At 68.6% G+C, this 14,341-nt stretch carries 8 protein-coding genes; 7 read left to right on the top strand and 1 reads right to left on the bottom strand.

Annotation, left to right across the window (positions count from 1 at the left end; genetic code table 11):
• Positions 1 to 26 precede the first annotated feature (26 nt).
• The 7 genes from AB0I69_RS25985 (at position 27) to AB0I69_RS25955 (ending at position 11,330) form a co-directional block, all read left to right on the top strand.
• On the top strand, positions 27 to 257 hold the full coding sequence (locus AB0I69_RS25985) for a hypothetical protein (RefSeq protein ID WP_363098075.1): 231 nt from the start codon (positions 27 to 29) through the stop codon (positions 255 to 257).
• Between the two features lie 320 nt (positions 258 to 577).
• Positions 578 to 865: a hypothetical protein gene (locus tag AB0I69_RS25980; RefSeq protein WP_363098074.1), complete on the top strand. Its 288-nt coding sequence runs from the start codon at positions 578 to 580 to the stop codon at positions 863 to 865.
• Between the two features lie 172 nt (positions 866 to 1,037).
• On the top strand, positions 1,038 to 4,880 hold the full coding sequence (gene drmA / locus AB0I69_RS25975) for a DISARM system helicase DrmA (protein ID WP_363098073.1): 3,843 nt from the start codon (positions 1,038 to 1,040) through the stop codon (positions 4,878 to 4,880).
• Entirely contained in the window at positions 4,877 to 6,811 is a 1,935-nt protein-coding gene (locus AB0I69_RS25970) for a DUF1998 domain-containing protein (RefSeq protein WP_363098072.1), read from the top strand. The genes drmA and AB0I69_RS25970 overlap by 4 nt, the downstream gene beginning before the upstream one ends.
• 13 nt (positions 6,812 to 6,824) lie before the next feature.
• Positions 6,825 to 7,592 (top strand): DISARM system phospholipase D-like protein DrmC, encoded by a 768-nt coding sequence (gene drmC / locus AB0I69_RS25965; protein ID WP_363098071.1) that lies wholly within the window; start codon positions 6,825 to 6,827, stop codon positions 7,590 to 7,592.
• 122 nt (positions 7,593 to 7,714) lie between these two features.
• A complete protein-coding gene (locus tag AB0I69_RS25960) occupies positions 7,715 to 9,067 on the top strand; it encodes a hypothetical protein (protein WP_363098070.1) in 1,353 nt (450 codons plus the stop codon).
• A gap of 112 nt (positions 9,068 to 9,179) precedes the next feature.
• Complete coding sequence (locus tag AB0I69_RS25955) at positions 9,180 to 11,330, top strand: UvrD-helicase domain-containing protein (RefSeq protein ID WP_363098069.1); 2,151 nt, start codon at positions 9,180 to 9,182, stop codon at positions 11,328 to 11,330.
• Between the two features lie 107 nt (positions 11,331 to 11,437).
• Here the strand turns inward: AB0I69_RS25955 and AB0I69_RS25950 are convergent, their stop codons facing one another.
• Positions 11,438 to 14,023, bottom strand: coding sequence for a DUF262 domain-containing protein (locus tag AB0I69_RS25950; RefSeq protein WP_363098068.1), 2,586 nt, complete (start codon positions 14,021 to 14,023; stop codon positions 11,438 to 11,440).
• Positions 14,024 to 14,341 lie beyond the last annotated feature (318 nt).

The following is a 14,341-nucleotide window of genomic DNA, read 5'->3' as shown; positions in this document are numbered from 1 at the left end:
GGGAGACCGAAACGGCCTGCCTGGAAATGAAGTTGACCATCCTCGGCGGCCGGGTCATGCGGGCCCGCACCCCCGACGGCATCGACCAGGAGATCTACGCCCTGCTGGTCGTCCGCCAACTGCTGCGGACCGCCATGGCCGATGCCACCAGCACTCAATACGGCACCGATCCCGACCGCGCCAGCTTCAGCACCGTCTGGCAGACCGCCCGCGACCTGGTCATCAGGCCGCGGACGTCATCGCCGACACGGTCATAGACCTCGTCGGCGCCATCGTTCGACATGTCCTAGCCTGCCTGCTGCCCGCACGGCGACTACGCGTCAGTCCCCGTCGTTAAACGCGCCATCTCCAAGTACCAGGCTCGCGGTCCCCAGCATCGACCGAACCACCTACAAGGCCACCAACATCAACATCCCCGCCTCCGCAGGCTGTTGACGACGCACCTCAACCGCAGACTTCACGGCCTTGGTACTAGGCTTGAGACCTCACATTTCAATGTGAGGTCTCAGAGACGCCCCGACCACCCCCGGTGGTCGGGGCGTCTCTGCACTCTTCGGCCGACCTGGAGGCGCTGATCATGGATGCAAACCGAGTTCTCGAAGCGCTCGAGGCAGGCGAGTTCGACGGCGTCAGCCACACCTATCAGCCCTATGACGGCTACGGGAACCAGACTCATCAGGTTGCGATGAGCGTCTCCAGTGGCACCATCGAGGTCTCCAAGACCACCAGCGGGAAGTTCTTCGACGGAAAGGAGAACACCCGCTACTCCGATACCAACACGGACTACCTGACCGGCATGGACGCGGTGGACTTCATCGCCCAGCGGCCGTACTACTTCTCGCAGGTTCGCCCCGACCTTTTCTGAGCTGCGGCGCGGTGAGTCTACGAAGCCGGCAGGGCCCTCGGGACGGCTTGAGTCGTTGCCGAACCAGTACGGCCTGCACGGCTCACCGCGGCTCCATCAATGTCAGTGGACCCCCCTATCGTTGTTCACGGGTGTCGGTCAGCACGGTCCGCGCCCAGGGAGGGATACGCGCATGCCGTCGCCATCACAGAACGCCCCCGCTCCAGAGCCTGGCGTTCCCCACCCCGTGGACGAGGTCCCGCAGACCTTCCGGTCCGGGTCGTCGTACGACGTCCGGGAGGAGCTCGGCGATCTGATCTCACGGGATCTACTCGGGCCGTGGGCGGACGAGACCGAGGCTCTGGCGCCGCACAGCGCGGGACCCCGTGACCGGTACCTCGTCGGACTTCTCGGGCCCCGACCCGCGCCGACCGACGCGCCCGTGAAGGTCGCGGCGGGCCAGGCGGAGACCGAGGTCAGCGCTGAGGGGGACGGGCGGGACCCCGAGCTCGCGGACCGGCTCACCCCGCAGGCCGCCGGACGGCTGTGGGCGTCGTCCATGGGGCTGAGCTTCCTGGTGCCGGCCGATGTGGGCATGCTCAGTGTCGTCGCCTCCTGGGGCCGGTACCGGCAGAGCGACAGCAAGACCGACGGCGGCCGGGCGGTACGCACGTGGTCGCGGGAGCCCATCCGGTACGAGGTGGACATTCCCGTCGACTCGCCGGGCACCGTCCGCAAGGTTCTGGAGGGCGTCGACGACACCGACCCAGACCTTCCTTGCATCCGGCTCGACGTGCACGTGCGGGAGCGCCCAGGCACGGTCGACGGCGCGGACAACCTACGCTTCGTCGACGTGTCGCTGATCAACTCTCTGGAGGAGTCCCGTGAACTGCGGGACGGGCAGTGGCTGTTCCAGACGAAGTTGGAAGTCACTTCCTTCGACGGGCAGTCCAGCGTCTTCCTGCCGATCGACGACCCGTTGTCCGACGAGCCTGGCCACATCCTGGAGAACCCCGAGGAACAGCATCTGCGGCTGCTGTACCGGCAGGAGTTGAAGCACGCGCACGGGCGGAACGTCGCCGTGCACGCGAGTGTCCTGCCGAAGGGGCGGCGCGCGGTCAAGTTGGAGACGACCTGGCTGCCGGTGAAGGACGTACCGGCCACGGTCGCGCCGAACACGGCTCGGCAGCCGCTGCTCGCCGGTCTTGAGGTGAGCATGGACAAGCTCGCCGAACTGGCCGTCTGGGAGCGGCGCGACGAGCTGCTGAAGGCCCTGCAGCCGCTGGCCGACGGCTACGACGGCTGGCTGCAACAGCAGGCCGCCAAGGCGGAGTCGCTGTCGGGCGAGCTGCGGACCACCGCGCTGCGGGCGGTCGATGAGGCCCGCGACGCGTGCGGCCGGATCGCCCTCGGTATCGAGCTGCTGCACACCAACAAGGACGCACTGCGGGCGTTCCGCTTCGCCAACCGGGCAATGGCCATGCAACGCCGGGCCACGGCGACGGCCGCGCTGCGGGCCGAGGGCGGTGAGAAGCCGCCCACGTACGCGGCGGCCTACGCCGAGGTCGACGGACGCGGCCCCGTGGCCGCGAGCTGGTACCCCTTCCAGCTGGCGTTCGTGCTGCTCAACCTGTGCTCCCTCACTGACCCCGCGCACAAGGAGCGCAGGGCCGACAGCACCGCCACGGTCGACCTGCTGTTCTTCCCGACCGGTGGCGGCAAGACGGAGGCGTATCTCGGTCTCACGGCCTACACGTTCGCCATCCGACGGCTGCAGAAGGTCGTCGGGGAGGCCGAGGACGCCCGCGAGGGGCGGGACGGCGTCGCCGTACTCATGCGGTACACCCTGCGGCTGCTGACGGCCCAGCAGTTCCAGCGGGCCTCCGCTCTGGTGTGCGCGACGGAGGTGCTCCGCAGGGAGAACGAGGAGGTCTGGGGCCGCAGGCCGTTCCGTATCGGATTGTGGGTCGGTGCCGGTGTCTCGCCGAACTGGTACGGGGACGCGGCGCAGCAGATCGCCGAGGCCAACGAGTCCGCCTCGGGGAGGCATGCGAACGTCCTCCAGGTGCTGTCCTGCCCGTGGTGCGGCGAGGAACTGCGCGCGTGGCGTGACGTGGCACCGGACGATGTACGGCGGCGCGTGATCGTGTACTGCCCGCGCGGGGAGGACGCGGAACCCTGTCCGTTCTCCCGCATGCAGGCGCGGGGTGAGGGGCTGCCGATCCTCACAGTCGACGAGGAGATCTACCGGCTGGTGCCGAGCCTGCTGATCGCGACCGTGGACAAGCTCGCCCAGCTGCCGTGGCGCGGCTATGCGGGAATGTTGTTCGGGCGCGTGAGTGCCTACTGCGATCGGCACGGCTACCGCCACGACGACCTCGACGAGGAGATCGGTTGCGGGTCCCGGCACAACGCCAAGGACCGGCACAAGGCCGTGACCAGCCGACCGATGCCACGGAGGCTGCGGCCTCCGGACCTCATCATCCAGGACGAGCTGCACCTGATCTCCGGGGCGCTGGGCACCACGGTGGGGTTGTTCGAGTCGGCCGTCGACCAGTTGTGCACCTGGCGGGCGAAGGACTCCCACGGGCAGCTTCGGGAAACCGGGCCAAAGATCGTCGCGTCGACGGCCACCACCCGCAACGCCCGTGCGCAGGTACTTGGCGTGTTCGCCCGAGACCTGGCGATCTTCCCGCCGCAGGTGGTCGACGTCAGCGACACCTTCTTCTCCCAGCAGGTCGACGTCACCCGGGACAACCCTGGGCGGCGCTACTACGGCGTCTGCGCGCACGGGGTGCGCATGAAGGCCGCAGAGATCCGTGTCGCGGAGATCCTGTTGCTCGCCGGGCAGCACATGTTCGACCTCTACGGTGCTCCCGCCGATCCGTACATGACGGTGGTCGGATACTTCAACGCGACCAAGGAACTCGCCGGAATGCGGCGCGTCCTGGACGACGACGTGCCGAGCCGACTGCGGGCCAACGGACGCCGCCGGGGCATCGCCAACCGGCTGCTGCGCGACACCGACATGCTCAACCTCCAGGAGCTGACCTCACGTATCTCGTCGGCGGAGATCAGCGCCACCCTCAAGCGGCTGGAGATCGGGTTCAACCCGGAGCACGACACATCGGAGCGCAAGAAGGCGATCGTCGACGAGCTCCGGGACGCCGGGAGGAACCGTCAGCCCCGGGTCCTGCCCGCCCCACTGCACCGCAGGCCGGTCGACCATGTACTGGCCACGTCGATGCTCCAGGTAGGCGTGGACGTCTCCCGCTTCGGCCTGATGGTCGTCACCGGGCAGCCGAAGAACACCGCCGAGTACATCCAGGCGTCCTCCCGTGTCGGACGTCAGGCCAAGCGGCCCGGCATCGTGATCACGCTCTACAACTGGGCGCGGCCCCGGGACCTCGCTCACTTCGAAGACTTCGAGCATTACCACGCGACGTTCTACCGGCAGGTCGAGGCGCTGTCGGTGACCCCGTTCACGCGGCGGGCGCTCGACCGGGGCACCACCGCCACGTATGTCTCCGCCGTGCGGCAGGCGTGCGACGAGTTCTCCGACAACGTGGACGCGGAGGGGGTGGACCTCGAAGACCCGCGGGTGCGGGACGTCGAGCGGCGGCTGCTGGCGCGCGCGGAAGCCGTGGACGGGGACCGGGCGCGCGGCTACCTCGCCGAGCGCATCGACGCCCTGCGCGACGCTTGGACGGCCAAGAAGGGTGAGCAAGGCCGGCTCGGCTATCGGAGCCAGACCCGGCAGAAGCAGACGGTGCTGGGACTGCTGCGCAACGCGGACGGCAGCGGATGGGACGTGCTCACCGTCCCGCAGTCGATGCGCGAGACGGAGAACGAGATCAACATGCTGCTGTCCGCCGACACCGTGCTGTCGGCCCCGGCCGGCAACGCCTGGGAGTTCGGACCGCCCGCCGAGGGCACCGACGGCCCGGACACCGAAAGCGGCGACGAACATGGCGAGATGCCGGACCCGGACGGGAACGGCGACGACAACGGCACGGCCAGGGGGCGGCGGTCATGAGCGGCGGCGGATACTTCAGGCGGGTGGGGGCGGTACGGCCGAGCCACCTAATGTTCACCGGCGGCGTCGGCGCCCTCGTCGACCTGCCTAACTTCTCCGTCATGGTCAAGGGCCTCGACCACTGGAGTTACGCCGGTGTGCCCGATCCGGTGATCGAGGAACCCCGGCTCCGCGGGGCCGTCAACCGGGCCCTGCGGCGCTACGGCCCCAACCAGGTGGGTGAACTGCGCGCCGCGCCGTGGATCCCGGGCACCGACACCGACCCGAAGGGGAACGCGGCACGGATCGGCGTGCCCGTAACCCCCTTCCCGCAGTGGCTGCGCTGCACGGCGTGCAATGAGCTGGCCTCCCTGGGTTCCGGCAAGTGGGGATTCGAGAACAACAACGCCCGCCGCCCCGACGAGGCGCGGTTCTACCACGAGAACTGCTACCGGAAGAAGAAGGGCCGCAAGCCCCTCGCCGTGGCCGCCCGCTTCGCGCTCGCCTGCACCAAGGGCCACCTCGACGAGTTCCCGTACACGGAGTTCGTGCACGAGGGTCGCGCCTGCCCCGACACGACATACCCGACGCTGCGGATGCGCGACAACGGCGGCAACCTCGCGGCCAACGTCTCCCTCGAATGCCTGGTGTGCAAGAAGGCCAAGCGCAACATCCGGGACGCAATGGGCGACAAGGGCCGCGAGAACCTGCCCCGCTGCCGTGGCCGGCACCCGCAGTTCGACGGCGTCTACGACACCTGCGACGAGACGCCGTACCTGCTGGTCGTGGGCGCGTCCAACCAGTGGTTTCCCGTGACGCTCAGCGCACTGGCACTGCCCGACACCGGGACCGACTCGCTGCGCAAGCTCGTCGAGGAACGCTGGCCGGACCTGGAGGACTTCGAGGACGAGGCGGAGATCGCCATGTTCGCCAAGAAGTCGAAGCACCACCGCTACCTTCGCGACTACGAGCCCGGACAGGTCTGGCAGGCCATGTCCGCCTACCGCGCGGCCCTGTCGGGCGATGCGGGCGTGACCGAGCAGCCGCCAGGCCCTCCGGACCTGCTGACCCCCGAGTGGCAGGTGCTGTCCGCGGCGAAGACCGCCGACCCGACTGAGGACTTCGCACTGGTGGACGCCTCGCTCAGCGGGTCCTTGTCCACCGTTTTTTCCCAGGTGCGGCAGGCGGAACGACTGCGCGAGGTGCGGGCCCTCATCGGCTTCACCCGGCTCGACGCCCCCGATCCTGAGGACCCTGGCTTGGTCACCCGCGTGGACCTGGGGCGGCGCGAACGCGGCTGGGTGCCGGCCAGCGAGGTGCGCGGCGAGGGGCTGTTCCTGCGGGTGGACGATCACCTGATCGAGCAGTGGGAGCAACGGGTCGCGTCGAGCGAAGCCCTCGCCGCACACGCCGCAGCTTTCGGCCGGTTCCGTGAGCACCGCAGGTCGGACCGGATCGAGGACGGCTCCGACCTCATGCAGGGCTGGCCGGGCAGTCGCTACATCGCCCTGCACACGCTCTCCCATCTGCTCATCCGCACCATCGCGATGGAGTGCGGCTACAACTCGGCGAGCCTGGCCGAGCGGATCTACAGCGGCGACGCCGAGGAACGGCGGACCGGCATCCTCATCTACACGGCCGTCCCGGACTCGGAGGGCACGCTCGGCGGACTGGTGTCCCTCGCCGACCAGGACCCGAGCACCGGGGAGAACCGGCTGGCCAGGATCGTACGGACGGCACTGTACAAAGCGGGGCGGTGCTCCTCGGACCCGCTGTGCGGCGAACGCCTTCCCAAGGCGCCGGAGGACTTCCTGCACGGTGCCGCCTGCCACGCCTGCCTGTTCGTGTCCGAGACCACGTGCGAGCGCGGCAACCGCTTCCTGGACCGGCGGTTCATCACCCACCTGGCAGGCGACCCGAAATCACTGGCCCTCATCCCGGACTTCGGGTGAGCGGATCGACCGGGTGAGCCGCAGGCGCTTCGAGGCGGCGGCAGCGACGGCCGCCGCCTCGCTCGGCCCCACACGGACGAAGGCCCTGGCCACACTCCTCGCCCAGAGCCGCTCCCCCGCGTACATCCTCGGCAGGCTCCAGACCCCAGCCGCGCTGGAAGCCGTATCGGCGTTGCTGGCATCGCTGACGGAGGACGACGTTCCCTCGGCGGAGGCGGCGGCGTATCTGCGGGGTTACGCGGCGGCCTGGACCCGGCGACGCGAGGAGACCGAGGCCCGTGCGGTGTGGAGCGGTCCCTCCACGCCCGGGACACCCAGTCGCGCCACCGCCCAGGTGCTGACGGAGGTGGTCGGGGCCGCGGAGCACCGGTTCGTCGCCGTGACCTACTCGGCCCGCTGGTACGCACCGCTGACCGCGGCGCTGTCCGAGGCCGTGGCCCGCGGTGTCACGGTGGACATCGTCGTGGAGACGCTGGAAGGCGCGGGCGGGCTGCTCTCCGGGAGCGAACCGGCCGACGCCTTCTCCCGCATACCGGGCCTGCGGCTCTGGCACTGGCCGACGGACCAACGCCCCGCTCGCGGAAGCCGGTTGCACGCGAAACTGGCGGTGGCCGACGACCGGATCCTCTTCCTCTCCAGCGCCAACCTCACGGCGGCGGGCGCCGAGCGCAACATTGAAGCGGGCGTCCTGCTGAACGGCGGTCCCATGCCGGGACGGATGGCGGAACACATAAGGGAGTTGCAGCGCCGAGGGGTTCTCGCGCGGTGGCCAGGCGCCTGATGAAGTGCCGTCACCGTCGAATCATCGCCATTTGCATGGCCGGTTGACGGCCACTTAGCCCTGACGGTCGGAACCTGGCCAACAATTGAGCCTCCGGTTTCACATGATGCAGGAGGTCACAAATGGTCGCTGTCGCTCTGGTGCACAGCACCGCGCTGATGACGGAGCGGCTCCCCGAAAAGCCTCCGGCATGGCTGACCCGCGGTGAGCGGACCTTCGCGTATCCATACAAAGACTGGAGAAAGCCGCGCGTCTGGTGCCTCGCCTTTTTCACGGACCGTCACGCCCGCTATGAGCAGCGCAGGATCATCGGGGTGGGCGGCGTCTTCCCGGGCAGGCGGTCGGGTACCTACGAACGCGCCCTGCTCGCCCGCGACTTCACCGCACTCCGAGTCCCGCTGCCGCTCGTCGATCTTGAGGGCGCGATGGGGGCCAGCCGCCGATTCCTCAAGGACGACGGTCGTTTGTCTCCCGCGGCCGGCGACAACCTGCTCGCCGCCATCCGGCATCTGCGGCCGGAACTGAACGGGACGTTGGATGGCCTGGAGAACAGCCTGGGGGCCAACCCTCCGACAGGTCGGGAGGGAGAACAGCGAAGCTTTGAGAAGGACGCGATGGGCACCGTCATGGAGACGTTCGGCGCGGACCGCGATCCACTCGAAGCGTGGCAGCAGCCGCTCAGCGGGGACGATCCTCGCTCCCGATCCGTCCCCTTCATCGAAGGCATGCCGGACCTCCGGCAGATCGAGGACCAGCAGATCGTCCACGACTACCTGCGCTTCCCTGGCATGGAGGGCGAAGACGCCGTGCAGGTCGGCTGGCGGATCTACCGCCGCAGCTCCGATTCCCACCATCGGCTGTTCGTGTACAACGCCAACCGCACGAACGCCGAGACCGTCATGGGCGTCGACATGATCTACGTGAACGAGCACGCCCGAAGCGTGGCCATGGTCCAGTACAAGCGGATGCGTCAGAGCGGGCCCGGCTGGGTGTACTGGCACGACGCCACCGGCGAGCGGGAGTTGAAGCGGATGGAGACCGTCGACGACCAGTGCAAGGCCGAGGACGAGTGGGCTCGGACCAGCCAGGAGGGGCCGACAACGCTGGGGGATCCACGCCTGGTCCCCACGCCCAGCATGGTCAAACTGTGCCGAACCGCTCCCTTCATGATGAACTCCGCCGCCCTCATCCCCGGCATGTATCTGACGCGGGAGCACTTCCAGGAACTGCTTCAACGTCCCGAGGCCGACGGGCCGTCCGGCGGGACGCGCATCGTCGAGGAGTCGGTTCCCCGGTACCTGAACAACACCACCTTCACCACGCTGCTCAGGGACGGATGGATCGGCACGCGTGGCACCGGCTGGGACTACGTCATCGACCTGATACGCGAGAGCCTGTCCGCCGGCGGACCGGGCTCCGTCGTCGTGGGGATGCACCGGAGCGAGGTTCCGCCCGGCAACCGCCGCGTCAACTGACCACCGCCGTAGGCGGACCTGAGCCATCCGCCTTGTGCCCTTACGCGTACGGACCGGCTCGCGCATCGAAGGCGGTCAGTAAGGTGATCGTAGTCTTCTGGAGGGGGCACGGATGGCGACGCTGGGGATGCACCGGGACTTCCTGCTGGAGTTCGCGGCGTTGGAGAAACCCGTTCAGAAGCGGGTCTTCGAGGTGTTCGAGAAGTTCACGGCGGCCACTCACACCGGGCTGCACCTGGAGAAGCTGACGCACCAGAAGGACCCTCGGCTGCGGACCATCCGCATCACTGGCTTCTGGCGTGGCGTCGTCCTCAAGGGCGAGTCGGGCGACAGCTACCTGCTGCTCAAGGTGCTCCCTCATGACAAGGCCAACGACTGGGCCGCCAAGCACCGGGCGTCGGTGAACGTGGCGACGCAGGGCATCGAGATACGCAACGACGTGGCCCTGGAACGCGCCACTGCGGGGTTGCGTGCGCTCGCCGCCGAAGAACCGACCCGCCTGTTCCCCGCCTCCGACTACCCGGACAAGGTGCTGCGCAGCCTCGGCGTGGACGAGGAGATCCTGCCGATCATCCGGCTGATCCCGGACGAGGACCATCTGGAAGCACTGCACAAGGTGATGCCGGAGCATCAGTACGACGTGCTGCTGGGGCTCGCGAGCGGTATGAAGCCCGAGGCGGTCGACCGGGAACTGGTGCAGGCGTATGCCCGGACCGCCACGCGGACTCCCGAAGCCGATGACGGTGATGAGCTGGGAACCGCGATGGCCCGTTCCCGCGGCCGGGTCGCGCTCGTGTCGGGCCCTGTCGAGCTGCAAGGAATCCTGGAGCGGCCGTTCGATGCCTGGCGGGTCTTCCTGCACCCGAGCCAGTACCGGGTGGCGTACCACGAGGGCTACGCCGGGCCGGCCCGGGTCACCGGCGGGCCCGGCACGGGGAAGACGGTGGTCGCCCTGCACCGGGCGTACCACCTGGCCCGGCAACTGCCCGAGAACGCCCCCGACGGAAGCGTTCTGCTCACCACCTTCACCAAGGATCTCGCGGCCGAGCTGGAGCGCTGTCTGACGCTGCTGGTCGAGGAGGAGAACGTCCGAGCCAAGATCCGGGTGGTCAACGTCGATGCCCTGGCCAACGAGATCGTGCGGGCGGAACACGGCGGCGCCCCGCTGAAGCTGGTCTTCGACCAGAAGGAGATCACCGCCCGCTGGGCGCGCATCGCCCGGCGGCTGGGGGTCGACTTCACGGACGTCTTCCTCGACCAGGAGTGGCGTCAGATCGTCCTGGCGCAGGCGCTGACGGCCCCGGAGGAGTACCTCAAGGCGCCGCGCACCGGCCGTGGCACCGCGCTCCCACCGCTGAAACGCCTTCAGGTGTGGCGGGCCGTCTCCGCGTTCGAGGAGCAACTGCGCCAGGCCGGCGAGTGGACGTTCCTTCAGGTGTGCGCGGAGGCGGCACAGATCCTGGACGGCCGGGAGAAGCAGCCGTACCAGCATGTCGTGATCGACGAGGCGCAAGACCTGCACCCCGCGCAGTGGCGGTTCCTGCGGGCCCTGGTCGCCCCCGGCCAGGACGATCTGTTCCTCGCCGGGGACACCTACCAGAGGATCTACGGGAATCGGGTGTCGCTGCGCTCGCTCGGCGTCCAGGTCGTCGGCCGCTCGCACCGACTGCGGATCAACTACCGCACCACGCAGGAGATCCTGGCCTGGTCGGCCTCACTGCTGACCGGTGAAGAGCCGGACGACATGGACGGCGGAAACGAGACGCTGGCGGGATACCGCTCTACGATGCACGGAGAGCGGCCCAAGACGGCCGGGTATGCCACGAAGCATGAGGAAATCGAGGCTCTGGTGGCCCGTGTGCGGGACTGGACCGGCGCAGGGGTGCAGGCGGAGGACATCGGGGTGGCGGTGCGCTTCGTCCAGCTGGGGCGGGACATCGCCCAGGCTCTGGAGCGGGCCGGCCTCTCCGCGTGCGTGCTCGGTGCTGGGCGCGGTGGTGCCGGTGTCCGGATCGGCACCATGCACCGGATGAAGGGGCTGGAGTTCCGCTGCGTTGCCGTCGCCGGCGTGAATGACGGCACCGTACCGATGAAGTCAGCCGTCACCGCCGTCGAGGTCGACGCCCAGCAGCATCAGGAAGACCTGAACAGCGAGTTGAGCCTGCTGTTCGTGGCGTGCACGCGGGCGCGCGAGGCACTGTGGGTGTCCTGGCACGGGGCGCCGAGCCCATTCCTGGCACCGGTGACCAACCCGCGCTCATAGCGTCCATGGGCCCCCGCACGCCATTCCTGCGGGGGCCGAGCGTCACGTGCGTGGGACCACAGAGCCCGTGGGCGCCCCACGCACCACTGGAGCGTTCGCAGAGGGTGTCAGAGAGTGCCGGGGTCCCCGTCCGCCATGCGGCGGGCCTCCGCGACGGCCGCCGCATGCGCGAACCACTCCAGCACCGCGCAGATCTCCTCGCTGTGCGCGGCGAAGACCTCCACCGCGAAGGAAGGGCGCAGGTCCAGTTTCGCCTCGGCCAGGTCGATGCCCTCGATCCTGTTCAGGCGGGTCATCAACTCGCGCCGCAGCGGCTCGTCGTCGAACGGGGGACGCCGCTTCAGATACTGGAAGACGACCTCGACCGTGCCGGAGACCGGGTACAGAGCCAGGGGCCACAGCTCTCGGGGAGCGGGGGCACTGCCAAAACGCACCGTGGGGAAGCAACTGGTCTCACTCGCCCGGCCGTAGGCGAGGTGACCGCCCTGCTGCTCCCAGAAACTAAGGGCACCCAGGACGCCGTCGACGGTCTCACTGGTCTGGTTGTCGCGCAGTTGAGTTTCGAACCGGCCGGCCGCCGACTGCTGCTCATCGCCATCGGCCTGCGGCGACGGCTCGGCATCCTCGGCGACATCCTTGCCCAGCAGGGCCGCCAGGTCGGAGGTGGTCAGCCGGTGGGATCGGCGGGCCCGGCCCGCGTCGTCGAAGGAAACTCCCTCGGCCTCCAGACGGGTTCGCACATCACCGAGGTCCTGGCCGTCCGGCCACCGGAAGCCCGCCGAGACGCGGCCGTCCGCCGTCAGCACCCGGTAGGCGCCGTGCAGGCCCACCTTGGACGCCAGATGCTGGCCGACCGGGACGGCGTGGGTGCCGATGAGCGCTGCGACATCGCCGTACGTCGTCCACGTCCCGGCCGGCATGGCGAGAAGCGCGGCCCGCAGCTCCTTCCAACCTGACCACTCGTCGTCCACTGGGACCGTGCCCGCGACGGGGCCGGGCCACAGCCGTACCACCCGGTCGGCGAGGGCGGCGGCGCGGTCGAGGATCTCTGCTTTCCCCCAACGCTCCCGCCCTGCGATCTCCTGGTTCATCCGCAGGGAGCTGAAGTCCAGGATCTCCTGCTTGCGGCGGAACGGATGGTTCGAGAGCTTCGCGTTGTCAGCCGAGAGAGTCAGGTTGCCCAGCGTGTGGACCAGTAGGGCGTGGAGTTCCTCGGCGCCCTGTCCGTCCTCGGTCTCCTCGGCGAGCAGGTCCAGCCACTGGTGCGCGGGGCTCTGAGGCAGCACGTGCTCGACGGTCAGGTGCGCCTTGGCGTAGTCGACCGGTTCGCTGGCTCCGTAGCTCTCCTCCAGTCTGCGCAGCACCTGGAACCGCTGGTTGCTGCGGCCCGCCTTGTAGAAGGGGCGGGTGCGGATCGCCTCGCGGACGGCGTCGTCGTCGGGCCAGACGCGGGCCCCCGTCTTGCTCTTCGACAGGAAGCGGCTTACGGCATCGGCCGGATCGTCGTCCTTCTCCATCTCCTTGGCCATCTCCATGAACACTCGGTTACTGCCCGTGGTGGAGTGTCCGGTGAACAGGCGCCGCACCATGTAGCTCTCGGCGTTCACCAGTGCCCGGGCGGCCTGGTGAGGTGTGGCCTGCCCGTCGTCCACGCGGTCGAGCAAGTGGAGTGCCAGCGGGTAGTGGGTCTGGCCGCCCCACCGGGAGAGCCTCTCCAGCACTTCGCGAAGCTCCGGGTCGGGCTCCCTCTCGGGTTCTAGGATCCGCATCAGACGTTCCGCCCGGCGGGCCAGGGAGGCGATCTCGCCTTCCAGGGCCGCTTCGTCGGAGCTCAGAGGCTCAAGGCGTTTCTTCTGGTCCCGGTAGATCTCGCTCTGCTTCGCCCGGCTGTTGCCGGCCACCACCAGGTCGAGCCAGACGAGGAGTTCGAGGTTGGCGGGGCCCAGCCGTTCCTGCATGGGCAGCCAGAGATTCTGGTAGACGGACTCGCCCCGGGTCGGCAGGCACATGAAGAGGTAGTTGCGCAGCAGGTCGCTCTGGCTGAGTCCTACCCCGGTGTTGTTGATCGACTCGAAGATCCGGTAGACGTTGTCGCCCTCGGACGCGGTGATCTCCACGATCGACAGCAGACCGCTCAGCACGGTCTCCACCGTGTCCGTCCACACCTCACCGCCGTTTTCCTCACCCTCGGCGAGGGCGCCCAGGAAGTACCGGTAGGCGGCGCCCACATTGCCAGGGCCACCGGCTCTGGGAGAGCTCTCGACGCAGGCGGTGAAGGCGTCGCGGTCGGCTTGCGTCGGTAGGAGGCGGTAGTGATCGTCACCGCTGCGGTACTTGTTGACGAGCACGAGGTCGTGGATGCGCTCAGCCTTCCGCTGCGCGCCGCGTTCCCGGTGGCGGTCGCGCAGCGCGGTAAAGGCGAGCATGAGGGTGGTGAGCCGCTGTTGGCCATCGACGACGAGCCAGCGCTGCATGCCGCCAGCGGTGATCCGGCCGGGGGCCAGCACCACGGAGCCGAGGAAGTGCGCTGCAGGGGGGCGTCCTTCCAACTGCTCCTCGACCAACTCCTGTACATCGTCCCAGAGTTGTCGCAGCTCATTCCGCTGCCAGCTGTAAGTGCGCTGATAGAGCGGCACTTGGTACTGCTTCTCACCCTGGACGAGTTCGTTGAACGTGGTCTCCTGAGCGTGCACGCGCGTCTTTCCCCCCGCCGAGTCCCGGACGACCCATATTCCACCATCGGGGTGGGCGTGTCCTCGTCCTCGACTGGATCAGTAGCGGTGACGTGCTCTTTCGGGAGCTGGGCCTCCCAGCTGCACGGGGCTGCACAAGGGCGCGCTGCCACACATTTTCGGGTTCGAAGCAGGACTCCACAGAAGCCACATGATCGGCCGAGTCAGCCGTAGAAGACGCGATTACGCCACTACAGGGGACATCGCCTCGATGAACTAACGCGCTGCAGCCTTATGGTGCGAGATGTGCGGCGCCCTCTGGTGCTCTTCGACCTCGAC

This window comes from Streptomyces sp. NPDC050508 (genome assembly GCF_040655155.1).
GTDB lineage: Bacteria > Actinomycetota > Actinomycetes > Streptomycetales > Streptomycetaceae > Streptomyces.
Note: the sequence above shows the minus strand (reverse complement) of the source record. Positions and strands in the feature narration are given on the sequence as shown.